Here is a 13,240-nt window from a genome sequence, read left to right on the forward strand (position 1 = left end):
CATATCATGCTATAGAAGTTCATTCTATGTATGACATGTGGTTAGATGATACTTAATATAAGAGTCAGCCTCTTTTTTATTAAAGGAGAATGCTATGAAAACTAGGTTAAATGTTATTGCTTTTTTATTGTTACTTATCGGTGTTCTTTATTTGTTTAGAGATTACTGGGAAGGTTGGATTGTCGGGGCATTTAGTATTTTATTTTCTATGTCTGTCTTATTTATTGCAATTGTAATCTTTTTTGAAAATCGACACCCAACTAAGACGCTGACATGGTTAATGGTATTAGGTGTATTCCCAGTCGTTGGATTTTTCTTTTATCTTTTATTTGGTCAAAATTATCGCAAAAAGCGTTCCTTTATACAAAAGGCGATTCAAGATGAACAAGCGTTTGAAAATATTGAAGGAAACCGACAAATTGATGAAGCTCGTCTCGAAAAAATGGGCGGACATCAACAATTATTATTTCGATTAGCTCATCGGCTAGGAAATAATCCGATTTCTTTTTCTACAGAAACTAAAGTTCTAACGGATGGTAAAGAAACTTTCGCTCATATTTTACAAACATTGAAAATGGCTAAACAGCACATTCACCTCGTTTACTATATTGTACGACACGATGAGGTAGGGCAAGAAATAAAGGATATATTAATTGCAAAAGCGAAAGAAGGAGTAAAGGTCCGCTTTTTATATGACGCGGTTGGAAGTTGGAAGCTATCTAAAAAATATATACAGGAGTTACGGGAAGCCGGAGTAGAAATGCGCCCTTTTGCTCCCGTTAAATTACCATATTTTACTCATAAAATTAATTACCGCAACCATCGCAAAATTGTTGTCATTGATGGCCATGTTGGCTTTGTCGGGGGACTTAACATTGGTGATGAATATTTAGGAAGAGATCAATATTTCGGGTATTGGCGAGATACGCATTTATATGTCAGGGGAGAGGCTGTACGAACACTACAGCTTATCTTTTTAAAAGACTGGTATTATGTAACAAAGGAAGCTGTTCTCGATCCAGAGTATTTCTCGCCTGTACTAGTTGAACGAAATGATGAGGGTGGCGTACAAATGATTGCCAGCGGGCCAGATACGCGCTGGGAAGTTATTAAAAAGTTGTTCTTCTCGATGATCTCTTCTGCTAAAAAATCGATATGGATTGCCTCACCCTATTTTATACCAGATGATGATATTTTAAGTGCTTTAAAAATAGCTGCCTTAAGTGGAGTAGATGTACGAATTTTAGTACCCAATCGTCCTGATAAACGGATTGTGTTTTACGCATCTCGTTCGTACTTCCCTGAACTCCTTGAAGCAGGGGTGAAAATCTATGAGTATAATCGCGGCTTTATGCATAGTAAGTTGATAATAGTTGATAATGAAATTGCTTCAATTGGCACAGCAAATATGGATATGCGAAGTTTTCATCTGAATTTTGAAGTCAATGCCTATTTATATCGTACAAAAAGTGTGACAACACTAGTTAGTGATTATATCTTTGATTTGGAACACTCGAATCAAATGGATTTGGAACTGTTCAAGAAGCGGTCGGTTATAAATCGATTGATGGAATCAACGTGTCGATTGTTAAGCCCGCTGTTATGAAAGACTTTCTTTGTTAAGAGAGTCTTTTTATTTGTAAAGTTTTATAAAGACAGGAGGAATTGAGCATGCATAGTAGAAACTAAAAACTGAATTTTATTTTAAAGGAGGAAAGCTTTTGCTCGTTGCATATACAGAAGATCGAAAACGAATTAGTTTAATCCGAGGATGGGAGAAAGAACAGTTAGAAAAGCTTCGTCTCAATCACCGGTTTGTCTGTCCTGTCTGTAAGGCGCCAGTGAGACTCAAGCTAGGTACAAAACGAAGGTGGCATTTTTCTCACTATGGTGAAGTAAAGTGTTCTATTGAATTAGAAGCTGAATCTGATTATCATTTGCTAGGTAAGGAACAACTTTATGACTGGATCATTTCTCAACATATTCAAGCCCTCCTTGAGCCGTATTTATCCTCTATTCATCAAAGACCTGATATTCTCGTTCATTATGACGGACGATACTACGCGATCGAATATCAGTGTTCACCTATTCCCTTAACTGCTTTTGAAAAAAGAACAAATGGATATCTGCAAGAAGACATAACTCCCATTTGGATTTTTGGCGGTAATCGCATGACACGTAAATCCTCATCACTCTTCTCATTATCTCCCATTGAATGGGCAGCCTTACAGCCACATGTTAAGTTGAATAACTTCTTGCACTATTACTGTTCCGATATCAGTCAATTTTTCTCCTTAATGAACAGTAAGTCACTGTCATCCCAATCTGCGTTATCGCATCTCGTTACAAGCAAAATACGAGAAACCCCTTTTCAAACGATCATTAAAGGCGAATTCTCACTGGAACAACCCTCGAACGAATTATGGCTCACGATTAAAAAGAAATGGCGCTATAGCGTTACACCTTATCCGAATAGGGCACAGCAGTTTTTTCGTGAATACTGCTTACAACAAAATATTTCCCACTACCTATACCCAATCGAAGCCGGTTGGCCGACTAAAAATCATCAATGGATGGAGACTTCACCTCATATTTGGCAGACGTTGATCCTCATTTACCTTTCCACTTACCCGATTCAAACCCATTTTACGTTTAAAGATGTTTACCGTTTTATAAAAGAGTTAATAGAAAGAGGAGTATGCAGTACACGAACACTAACTTATTACGATGGACACTATTCGTATGCAATTATGTCTTATTTACAATTATTAATTCAGTGTGGTGTGATTCGTAGAACAAACACGAAAGAATTTATTAGAGTGAAAAATGTCCAATATCCGCAGTCAATCGATGAAGCAATCGTTAGAGATGAAGCATTTGCAAACCGTTTTAAAATTAATTAAATATTAATGTGTAAATAAAGGAATGTTATTATCTATATAGAACGTATATTAAGTAGAATGTAAATTATCCTTTAATAGTGGGTCCACCCTTTTAAAAAGGAAATAGAGAGATACTGGAGGTTTATGATTATGGCAAAAGCAACAAAATCACTACCAAAACGTGAGGAAATTGCAAAAGAGTTAACTTGGGATCTAGAAGCCATTTTTGCAACAGATGGAGACTGGGAAACAGAATTTGGAAGAGTAAACAGTGACTTACCAAAGTTAGCTCAATACAAAGGAAAATTAGGAGAAACAGCAGAACAGTTGTATCAGGCGTTGAAACAACAAGATGACATTTCAATGAGATTGCATCAGTTATATACATATGCACATATGCGTTATGACCAAGATACGACCAACTCTTTTTATCAAGGGTTAAATGATCGTGCGCAAGGGTTAGCTGCAAAAGCAGGACAAACGGCATCATTTATGACACCAGAAATTATGTCAATCCCAGAAGATACCCTTAATCAATTTGTAGAAGAACATGAAGGGTTAAGACTATATAAGCATGCATTAGAAGAATTAAATAAAAGCCGACCGCATGTTTTAACAGAGGCAGAAGAAGCTATCCTTGCTCAAGCAGCAGAAGCACTTAGTACACCAAGTTCTACATTTGGAAGCTTAAACAATGCGGACCTTAAATTCCCGACAGTGACGGATGAAAAAGGAGAAGAGATTGAAGTCACTCATGGACGCTTCATCCGTTTTTTAGAGTCACCTGATCAAAGAGTTAGAAGAGATGCTTTTAAAGCTGTATATGAAACGTATGATAAATTTAAAAACACATTTGCAAGTACGTTAAGCGGGCAAGTAAAGAAAGATATTTTTTATGCAAACGTACGTAAATATGAGTCTGCCAGACAAGCGGCTCTTAGTAAAAACCATATTCCTGAAGTCGTGTATGATCAGTTAGTGTCAACAATCAATGATCACTTACATTTACTTCATCGTTACGTAGCATTACGCAAAAAGGTGTTAGGTGTAGAAGAGCTTCATATGTATGACTTGTATACACCGCTCGTGAAAGACGTGAAGATGGAAGTTCCTTACGAAGAAGCTAAAGAACTAGTTCTAAAAGGTGTTGCTCCTCTTGGCGAAGAATACGTAAATATCATTAAAGAAGGTTACGAGAAACGGTGGATTGACGTAGAAGAGAATGTTGGTAAGCGCAGTGGTGCTTATTCTTCAGGGGCATACGGGACAATGCCGTACATCTTAATGAACTGGCAAGATAATGTGAACAATTTATTTACATTGGCACATGAAATTGGGCATTCTTGTCACAGCTACTACACGAGAGAAAATCAACCGTACCCTTATGGAGACTATACGATTTTTGTGGCGGAAGTAGCTTCTACATTGAATGAAGCATTACTGAATGATTATTTATTAAAAACAACAGATGATAAGAAGAAAAAACTTTATCTGTTAAATCATTTCTTAGAAGGTTTCCGAGGTACTGTGTTCAGACAAACGATGTTCGCAGAGTTTGAGCAATTAATTCACGAGAAATCGGCAGCGGGTGAGGCTTTAACTCCAGAATTATTAACAAAGACCTACTATGATTTAAATGTAAAATACTTCGGGAATGAAATTACCATAGACGAAGAAATTGGTTTAGAGTGGGCACGTATCCCGCATTTCTATTACAATTTCTATGTATACCAATATGCAACAGGCTATAGTGCAGCAACCGCGTTATCTAAACAGATTTTAGAAGAAGGACAGCCAGCTGTAGATCGCTATTTGGAATTCTTAAAAGCTGGAAGTTCGGATTATCCAATTCAAGTACTGCAAAAAGCAGGAGTAGATATGACTTCTGCAGATCCAATTAAACAAGCTTGTGCAGTATTCGAACAAACATTAACTGAAATGGAAAAACTGCTTGAAAACGAATAATAAATAGGGGAAGCTGATTCCATATGGAGTCAGCTTTCCTTTCTTTGATAGATCACAAGAAGTTATTTATGTAAAATATATAGTGCACTGCAAAAACGACGATTAATAAAGGCAGGTACATATGAAAAAGAGAGAATCAAAATTAGAATTTGCATCATTTTATAATCTTTTGAAAAAAAGTAATCCACCAATCCTTCTATTGACGTTTGCGATCATCATTAGTCTTATTGAAACGGCAGCAAGTCTAATTGTTCCGTTATTTACTCGAGATTTTGTTGACCAATTTTCAGCGGGTAACCTTGAAGGTAAAATGATCGGATTATTAGTGGGGGCTTTCTTTTTGCAAGCCATTGCTGGAGGTGTATCTTACTATCTATTAGCATATTCAGGACAAACGATTGTCGCTAATTTACGTAGACGGCTCTGGAACCATATGCTTCATCTACCTATTCCGTACTATGATAACCATCGAACAGGAGAAACGATCAGTAGAATAACGAATGATACAAATGTAGTCATGACCTTAATTACGAGACATGTCGTAACTGCAATCTCTGGCTTTATTTCAATTATTGGAGCCGTTATTATTTTATTACTACTAGATTGGCGAATGACGCTTGTGATGTTGTCAGCTGTGCCTATTATGCTGCTCGTTATTATTCCGATTGGGAATAAGATGTATAGAATTGCAAAAGGAACACAAAAAGAAATGGCTAACTTCACAAATGTATTGTCTGAAGTTTTGGCAGATATTCGTTTGATCAAAGCATACCGAGCGGAAGAAGGCGAGGAGAAAAAGGGAGAAGAACGGATAAAAGGTCTTTTTCAATTTGGGATTAAAGAAGCTAAAATACAAGCTGTTCTAAGTCCTTTGATCATGTTAGCTTTAATGGGAATGTTAGTAGTGATTATAGGGTACGGCGGGGTAAGAGTTGCGAACGGTGCCTTATCCGCTGGGGATTTAGTTGCTTTTATCCTTTACTTATTTTTAATCATTATCCCTGTCAGTCAGTTTGCAAGCTTCTTCGCTGAATTACAAAAAGCGATGGGAGCGACTGAAAGAATTCAAGGAATTTTACAACACGATGGTGAGGACCTAGCAATTGGGCAGGAACTCGATGCAGGAGAGAAGGCCATTACTTTTGATGTAGTTCATTTTTCATATGAGAATAAAGAGGATGTATTAAAAGGGGTTTCATTGACGATCTCTCCAGGAAAAATTACAGCTATTGTTGGCCCGAGTGGAAGTGGAAAGACAACAATCTTTTCTATGATCGAACGGTTCTATAAGCCGAGTAAGGGTACGATCTCATTTGCAGATGAAAATATCGAGGCGATCTCGTTAAGTGACTGGAGAAGACAATTAGCCTATGTTTCTCAGGAAAGTCCACTGATGCCAGGAACGATAAAAGAAAATTTAATGTTAGGAATTAAACACGACGTATCGGAAGAAGAATTGTTTCATGCATTAGAACTTGCGAATTCCAAGGAATTTATTATGGACTTACCAGAAGGAGTGAATACAGAAGTCGGGGAACGAGGGATTAAGTTGTCCGGGGGGCAACGTCAAAGGATCGCGATAGCCCGAGCGCTACTAAGGAAAGCTCCCATTTTAATGTTGGACGAAGCAACATCAAGCTTAGACAGTAATTCGGAATTTGAAGTGCAGAAAGCATTAAAATATGCGATGAATGGAAGAACAACGATCGTGATTGCCCATCGACTTTCAACGGTGGTGAAAGCCGATCAAATCGTATTCCTTGAGCACGGAAAAGTAACAGGAACGGGTACTCATGCGGAATTAATGGGGAGTCACCCGTTATATAAAAAGTTAGTAGAGCAACAATTTATCTCAAATTAACACAACGTCCAAGTGTTTTTACTAGTTAACGAAATCCGCGAAATCGATTTCGTTGATTATAAACAGATACTGTAAAGACAACCGATATAAATAAGGCAGGTGCTGCAAGGAACAACGGAAACACATTCATTAAACCTAACATCAATAAGTAGAAACTAACAATAATTAAGAGAACACCAATTGTAAGCAAGATTTTTTTCATGAAACTCACCTCTACTGTTATCAACCTTCCTATAAGATAGTATGTGATTGTTCTGTTAGACATGCTATTTATATGAAAACTTGGTAGGAAGAATAAACAAATACTAGAAAAAATGTGACGATGTTTCGAACGATAAATCAAAGGGTTTTATTCAGGTGCTGAATATGTTAAATTAATTATTGTAAAATAATTAGTGTTAAACATTTTCTCCCCCTATTAAAAAGAGGCTGACATAAATGTCAGCCTCTTTATTTTTATTCGAATGTTCAACTTTAAGTAAACTCCGCTCTTTTTTCACGATAAGTTACTTTTGTTTGTCATATCTAATCCGCAATGTATCTCCAGAAAGTACCATACTTCACAGGCACTCGTTCGACTTGCTGTTTTAACATTAATCGCTTGAGCTGTTTTTCAGCTTCCTGCATTGAAATATTAAAGACAACGGCTACTTCTTTAGTTGCAACGAAATTATAGCAAGATAAGAATTCTTCCAGTGAAGTCGATGTGGAAGGTTCTGGTAAAAAACCGAGTAGCTGTTCAATAATTTCAACATAAACTTCATACGGGTAGAACCCTGTTACTTTTAATCCTTCTTCCTCAATGTTGTCATTAAAAAAGACAAAGGTAGGAGAGTAATCTACCCCAAGCTCTTTTGTCATTTTTACATCACATTGAAGAGCTTTTACTGCGCCTTCTGAATGTAGATCACGAATAAACTCATCAACATCTAATCCAGCCGACTCAGCACATTCAATTAAGACCTCTTCTTTAGTAATGTTCCGTTTACTCAAAAATAGAAATTCTCTTAATTTTCTTAGGAATTTGAGCCCTGCAAATTGACCTTGCATTTCTGCAGCTTTTATTGCAATTGAAGCCGTGTAAGGGGAAGTGATTGGGTCTTCAAACCACACATCTCCATCACAACTCATGCCGGTACGGCTTGCAGTTTTTTCCCATATATTTGCAATTTCCTCTAATATTTTTGTTTCCTCTATTTTGGATTGTTTCTTATTCCAAAGTTCAAGTGAGCCGGCAACAAAATACCGTATTTTAAAGTACTTTCCATATTCAACTTGCATCTTTTTTAATAGCGGTTCAAAAGCCCAACATTGAGGACATAATGGATCAATAAATATATAGATTTCTAACGGCTTTTTCTTGCAAGGGTTCGATTCTTGGGATACGGATGGTTCTTCAATAGGACCACAAAAGCCTCGAATATGATCACAGCTAGTCTGATTTTCTTTTGAAGTCATTGAGAGTCCTCCCTTCCTATTCCGTATCGTGCGGATGATTAACCATATGATGTGCTGTAAAGGTAAGACGACTAAAGATTTGCTCTCGGACGGGTCCATCTAAACCAACTTCGTCCATCGCTTCTTTCATGCAAGCTAACCAAGCGGAAGCACCAGTTGGAGTAATTTTAAAAGGCATATGTCTGGCTCTTAACATAGGGTGGCCATGTTCATCAGAGTATAACGTTGGTCCTCCAAGAAACTGTGTTAAAAATTGTTTTTGTTTTCTTGCCGTTTCTGTTAAATCATCTGGAAAAATCGGTGCAAGCTCAGGATGTCGGCTTACTTTATCATAAAAGGTATCCACTAGTTTGCTTAAAAGCTCAGCGCCACCTATTGCGTCATATGGTGTTTGATGTTCTGACATAGTAATCTCCTTTAAGAGGCTGTTTTAGTAACTAATTACTTAAACCCATTTTAGCAATGGTGTGTACGAACATCAAATAATCTGATTTGGAATTCTATCATGTTGTAACTATGGGGTTTTTAACCATAAAAAAATGCCTGAAAATTAATTTTCCAAGCAATTTAAATTCCTACTGTATTCATTTAAGCATTTAAGAAAGTATTCATTACTTTTGGTACATAATTTTGTGTTTCTCTAAATGGTGGAATACCGCCATATTTATCTACGTTTCCAGGACCAGCATTATATGCGGCTAACGCTAGACGAGTATCTCCATTATAGCGGTTTAGCATTTGCCGTAAATATTTAGCACCGCCTTCGATATTTTGCTGCGGATCATAAACGTTGGTCACACCTAATGATCTTGCAGTTGCAGGCATAAGTTGCATTAGTCCGCCAGCTCCAGCACGACTCGTTGCATTTGAGTTAAAGTTAGACTCATGCTTAATGACAGCAACAATGAGCTTAGGATCTAGGTTATATTTTTGCGCAGCTTCGTTAATCCACTGTTTATAATTATCAACACGTGAATTTCCCGTTTCCTTTAACGGTTTAACAGCTTCAGTTGATACGGGATGTTGTGGTTCAAACTTTGGCATGTCTAATTTGGCCATCGGATGTAAAAACAGATCCATATTCCGTTGATTTTGATTTAATTTGATTTTCATTTTACCCATTTCTTCTTGTATGAATTCTGAAAATAAAGATTGAAAAGGGGAATTACCAGTTGCGGAACTTGGTCCTCTAAATTGTCTAATTGCATTCATTTCTGAAATTTGTTGGAACATCATAATGTTCATATACGGCACCTCGGACTGAATAGAATACTAAAATCTAGTTTATAGTACACTACAAAAATAGACAATATCCGATTTTTGGATATCATATAATTAGAAGCTTTGTAGCTCCTGTTTTCTTTCAAAAAATCGTATAATTTTATTTTTCGTTGGTCTTTTTGGTATATCGTGTTGTTGCAGTAGTCTTTCAAACAAAGAATTGACGGCTTCTATACTTGTTCCTTCAATTTCGAGTTCATAGTCCATCATATCGAAATATTGACTAATATCCAGAACAACTAATTGGTTTTTATAAGAGACCTCAGCTCGGGAAGTAGTGAGTGATCCTAAACAAGTAAATGGATCAAGGGGAACATTTAATGCTATAATATCCTCTTTCACTTCACCTTCAGGAAGCTTACCTGTTTCAATCATCCGGTCGGCTTCTTCTTTCGAAACACTTTGATTAGTTTCCATTAAACCTACTTCATTCGGCTGCTTTAAGGTCATAACATACTGTCCATTTTTTTCGCGAATACGCAATGCTGATTTTTTTCCCTTTAAAGCGAAATCATTGGTTTCAAAATAATGATTAGTTTGCGAGACAAACTGATTGTCCTTTATTGAAAAGTAGCGTTGTAAACGATGAAGTTCATCTTTAGTTAAGAGGTTTTTTGCTTCAATTTCTATTTCCCGAGTCATTAATCTAACTCCTTACTATTTAAGTTTTATATATTAGGTTGCAGTATAAAAGAATTTAATTGGTATTTACACCCCCTCATTATGTCATAGATGGTAATAAGGAACAATGTGGTGACGTAATGGATTTATATTCTTGTCAATGTGTAACTTATGGTAAGATAGTTACGTAATAATAAGTGGTATTAGGAGGTCCCGAGTATGAAACCTATAGAAATAAACCAAGTTTCAACAAAAGAGGATAAAATAATTTTACATACCTCGCAACCTTTGTTAAAAGAAGAAGCTTCAACATTAAAGGCTGCTGGAAGAATGTTAGCAGATTCAGACCAATTGTCATTCATTTACCTTTTAGAAGATGATCAACGGTATCGTCATGTAAGTATTCCAGAATTTTTATGGACTGAGTTATATTCAGAACTGAAGGAAAAAGAAAACGTGTATATCGAATTACTTCCAGACGAAGAGCTGCACTGTAATTCCTTTAAAGATGAGTTTCAATACCTGTTGGAAAATATTCAAGACAACAGTAATTATGGCGATAAAATGGTAGAAGCTGTTGGAAGAATTATTACAAAATAATCAACATAGCTTTAATAAGTGGTTGATTATTGAAGATAGGTTGGTGGTTGCATGTACAATTGGGACACATTTTTGATCCCATATAAGCAAGCCGTTGAAGAATTAAAGATAAAATTTAAAGGTATTCGTGAACAATATCAAAAATCATCTAAACATACACCTATTGAATTTGTAACGGGCAGGGTAAAGCCTGTTGCAAGTATTATTGATAAAGCCAAACGTAAAAATATGCCACTTACACGGATTGAAGAAGACATGCAAGACTTGGCCGGAATTCGTATTGTTTGTCAGTTTGTAGAAGATATTAATACTATTATTGATTTCATTCGACGTCGTACAGATTTTGAAATCTTAGAAGAACGTGACTACATACATCAGAAAAAAGACAGTGGCTATAGATCTTATCATATGGTATTAAAGTATCCCGTAGAAACGATCGCAGGAAAAAAACAAATTTATGTCGAATTACAAATCAGGACACTTGCTATGAACTTCTGGGCTACAATTGAACATTCGTTAAATTATAAATACAGCGGGGAAATTCCAGAAGACATTAAACAAAGATTACAGCGTGCTGCTGAAGCGGCATTCCTATTAGATGAAGAAATGTCGGAAATCCGTGAAGAAGTTCAAGAAGCACAGAGAATTTTTTCTAAGAAACATGATCGAGTTAGTAATTAATAAATCTTTAAAGATGGAGTCTGATGTTATGAAATTTACCGTGACTTCTAGAGGGGATAACGTATCTAATGCGCTTCAACAAAGAATTAAAACCTATCTAGTAGAGTTTGGATTAACTTTTGATGATGAAAACCCAGAGATTGTCATTACGGTCGGCGGGGACGGTACCTTACTTCATGCTTTCCATACATATAAACATCGGTTAGAAGATACATCGTTTGTTGGAATTCATACGGGGCATTTAGGCTTTTATGCGGATTGGATGCCGGAAGAAGTAGAAAAATTAGTTATCCATATTGCGAAAACACCTTTTCAAATTGTGGAGTATCCTCTGTTAGAAGTTGTTTTAAGGCATTACGGAGAAAATAAATCTGAGCGTTTGCTTGCACTTAATGAATGTACTGTGAAAAGTCCCGAAGAGTCGCTCGTTTGTAACGTTGAAATTAAAGGTGAAAAGTTTGAAACGTTTCGCGGCGATGGACTGTGTATTTCTACACCATCTGGCAGTACAGCATACAATAAAGCACTAGGCGGGGCAATATTGCATCCCTCACTTGCATGCATTCAATTAGCTGAAATGGCTTCTATTAATAATAGAGTCTACCGAACGGTGGGGTCACCGCTCGTTTTACCACAGCACCATACGTGTCTTTTAAAACCTCAAAACTATGTGAAACTGCAAATTACAATCGATCATTTCTCGTGGAGCCATCAAAAGGTGAAGTCGATACAATGCCGGGTTGCTGAAGAAAAAATAAAGTTTGCAAGGTTCCGTCCATTTCCATTTTGGAAGCGTGTAAGAGAATCGTTCATTGGAGACTAAAAAGTCATGACTGGATTACAACTTCAATGGCTTGTCGGAGACGATTGGGACGGGAAACTGTTACGGGAATTTTTAAAAGAAGAAAAAAAATTGTCAAAACGAGCCTTAGCGGATATAAAATTTGCTGGAGGCTCCATTTTTGTCAATGGAGAATTTGCTACCGTTCGGAAAACATTGCAAATGAATGATGAAGTAGAAATTATTTTTCCAGCCGAAGTGAGAAGCGGCAGTATTGTTCCGGAGAAGATAGGTCTTGATATCTTATATGAAGATGCGCATCTTCTAGTCGTGAATAAGCCAGCTGGTATGCCGACAATCCCTTCAAGAGATCATGTAAGCGGGACACTGGCAAATGCGGTCTTATATTATTATGATCAACATGGGATTTCGTCAACGTTTCATGCCGTCAACCGGCTCGATAAAGATACTTCGGGGATTGTTGTGATTGCTAAACACCGCTTTGCCCATGACTTAATGGCAAAAGAACAACAAAATGGCGGGATCCATAGAGAATACATAGCGATAACACATGGGATCATCACGACTCAAAAAGGAACGATAAACGCACCGATCGGTAGGAAAACGGATAGTATTATCGAAAGAGAAGTCCGTTCAGATGGACAAAAGGCTATTACCCATTTCCGAGTTCTTTCACGAACTGCTGAGGAAACAGTAGTCCGAGTTAAACTGGAAACAGGGAGAACTCACCAAATACGCGTTCACTTTTCAAATCTGGGACATCCATTAATTGGTGACGACTTATACGGCGGTGAACGTACAAAAATCGAAAGACAAGCGTTGCATAGCTTTTACTGTTCTTTTTTACATCCTCTTACATTGGAAAAAGTCAGTTTAGAAGCGCCACTACCACCTGATATGAAGAATTGGATTGAATAAAAAACCTCACCTTCTCATAATTCAATGAGTAGGTGAGGCTGCTTTTATAGAGGATGTTCAAAAAGTCCGGGAAAAATCTCTGTCAAATTTCTTTGTCAGCTTGCTCTTCCACGCTTCACGTATTAACACCATACGCTCCAGTGCTCAGAGACTGCGCTTCCTCGAACTTTT

At 37.0% G+C, this 13,240-nt stretch carries 13 protein-coding genes; 8 read left to right on the forward strand and 5 right to left on the reverse strand.

The window, feature by feature from the left end; translation table 11 throughout:
- Positions 1 to 94: 94 nt before the first annotated feature.
- From cls to N7Z68_RS04535, 4 genes are all read left to right on the forward strand, one after another.
- Positions 95 to 1,606 carry a cardiolipin synthase gene (gene cls, locus N7Z68_RS04520; protein ID WP_275117269.1) on the forward strand — a complete coding sequence of 504 codons (1,512 nt, stop codon included), beginning with the start codon at positions 95 to 97 and terminating at the stop codon, positions 1,604 to 1,606.
- 115 nt (positions 1,607 to 1,721) lie between these two features.
- Positions 1,722 to 2,903, forward strand: coding sequence for a competence protein CoiA (locus N7Z68_RS04525; protein ID WP_275117270.1), 1,182 nt, complete (start codon positions 1,722 to 1,724; stop codon positions 2,901 to 2,903).
- A gap of 129 nt (positions 2,904 to 3,032) precedes the next feature.
- Positions 3,033 to 4,847, forward strand: a complete 1,815-nt coding sequence (gene pepF, locus N7Z68_RS04530) for an oligoendopeptidase F (protein WP_373323100.1) — start codon at positions 3,033 to 3,035, stop codon at positions 4,845 to 4,847.
- 121 nt (positions 4,848 to 4,968) lie between these two features.
- A complete protein-coding gene (locus N7Z68_RS04535) occupies positions 4,969 to 6,708 on the forward strand; it encodes an ABC transporter ATP-binding protein (protein WP_275117272.1) in 1,740 nt (579 codons plus the stop codon).
- Between the two features lie 25 nt (positions 6,709 to 6,733).
- Here N7Z68_RS04535 and N7Z68_RS04540 read toward each other — a convergent pair whose 3' ends face one another.
- The 5 genes from N7Z68_RS04540 to N7Z68_RS04560 all read right to left on the reverse strand — a co-directional run bounded on the left by N7Z68_RS04540 (position 6,734) and on the right by N7Z68_RS04560 (position 10,089).
- Complete coding sequence (locus N7Z68_RS04540) at positions 6,734 to 6,910, reverse strand: hypothetical protein (protein WP_275117273.1); 177 nt, start codon at positions 6,908 to 6,910, stop codon at positions 6,734 to 6,736.
- Positions 6,911 to 7,233: 323 nt separating this feature from the next.
- Positions 7,234 to 8,166 carry a ClpXP adapter SpxH family protein gene (locus tag N7Z68_RS04545; RefSeq protein ID WP_275117274.1) on the reverse strand — a complete coding sequence of 311 codons (933 nt, stop codon included), beginning with the start codon at positions 8,164 to 8,166 and terminating at the stop codon, positions 7,234 to 7,236.
- Positions 8,167 to 8,182: 16 nt separating this feature from the next.
- Complete coding sequence (locus N7Z68_RS04550) at positions 8,183 to 8,572, reverse strand: globin domain-containing protein (RefSeq protein ID WP_275117275.1); 390 nt, start codon at positions 8,570 to 8,572, stop codon at positions 8,183 to 8,185.
- A 182-nt stretch (positions 8,573 to 8,754) separates the two neighbouring features.
- A complete protein-coding gene (locus N7Z68_RS04555) occupies positions 8,755 to 9,411 on the reverse strand; it encodes a lytic transglycosylase domain-containing protein (protein WP_275117276.1) in 657 nt (218 codons plus the stop codon).
- 90 nt (positions 9,412 to 9,501) lie between these two features.
- Positions 9,502 to 10,089, reverse strand: coding sequence for a CYTH domain-containing protein (locus N7Z68_RS04560; RefSeq protein ID WP_275117277.1), 588 nt, complete (start codon positions 10,087 to 10,089; stop codon positions 9,502 to 9,504).
- A gap of 198 nt (positions 10,090 to 10,287) precedes the next feature.
- Between N7Z68_RS04560 and N7Z68_RS04565 the strand changes: the two genes are divergently transcribed.
- The 4 genes from N7Z68_RS04565 to N7Z68_RS04580 are packed head-to-tail and all read left to right on the forward strand — an operon-like array spanning position 10,288 to position 13,069.
- Entirely contained in the window at positions 10,288 to 10,668 is a 381-nt protein-coding gene (locus N7Z68_RS04565) for a UPF0738 family protein (protein ID WP_275117278.1), read from the forward strand.
- 51 nt (positions 10,669 to 10,719) lie between these two features.
- Complete coding sequence (gene yjbM, locus N7Z68_RS04570; RefSeq protein ID WP_275117279.1) at positions 10,720 to 11,349, forward strand: GTP diphosphokinase; 630 nt, start codon at positions 10,720 to 10,722, stop codon at positions 11,347 to 11,349.
- A 28-nt stretch (positions 11,350 to 11,377) separates the two neighbouring features.
- Positions 11,378 to 12,172: an NAD kinase gene (locus N7Z68_RS04575; RefSeq protein WP_275117280.1), complete on the forward strand. Its 795-nt coding sequence runs from the start codon at positions 11,378 to 11,380 to the stop codon at positions 12,170 to 12,172.
- A 6-nt stretch (positions 12,173 to 12,178) separates the two neighbouring features.
- Positions 12,179 to 13,069 (forward strand): RluA family pseudouridine synthase, encoded by an 891-nt coding sequence (locus N7Z68_RS04580; protein ID WP_275117281.1) that lies wholly within the window; start codon positions 12,179 to 12,181, stop codon positions 13,067 to 13,069.
- The last annotated feature ends 171 nt before the right edge of the window (positions 13,070 to 13,240 follow it).

The organism is Alkalihalobacterium chitinilyticum (genome assembly GCF_029028005.1).
GTDB classification, from domain to species: Bacteria; Bacillota; Bacilli; order Bacillales; family Bacillaceae_F; genus Alkalihalobacterium; species Alkalihalobacterium chitinilyticum.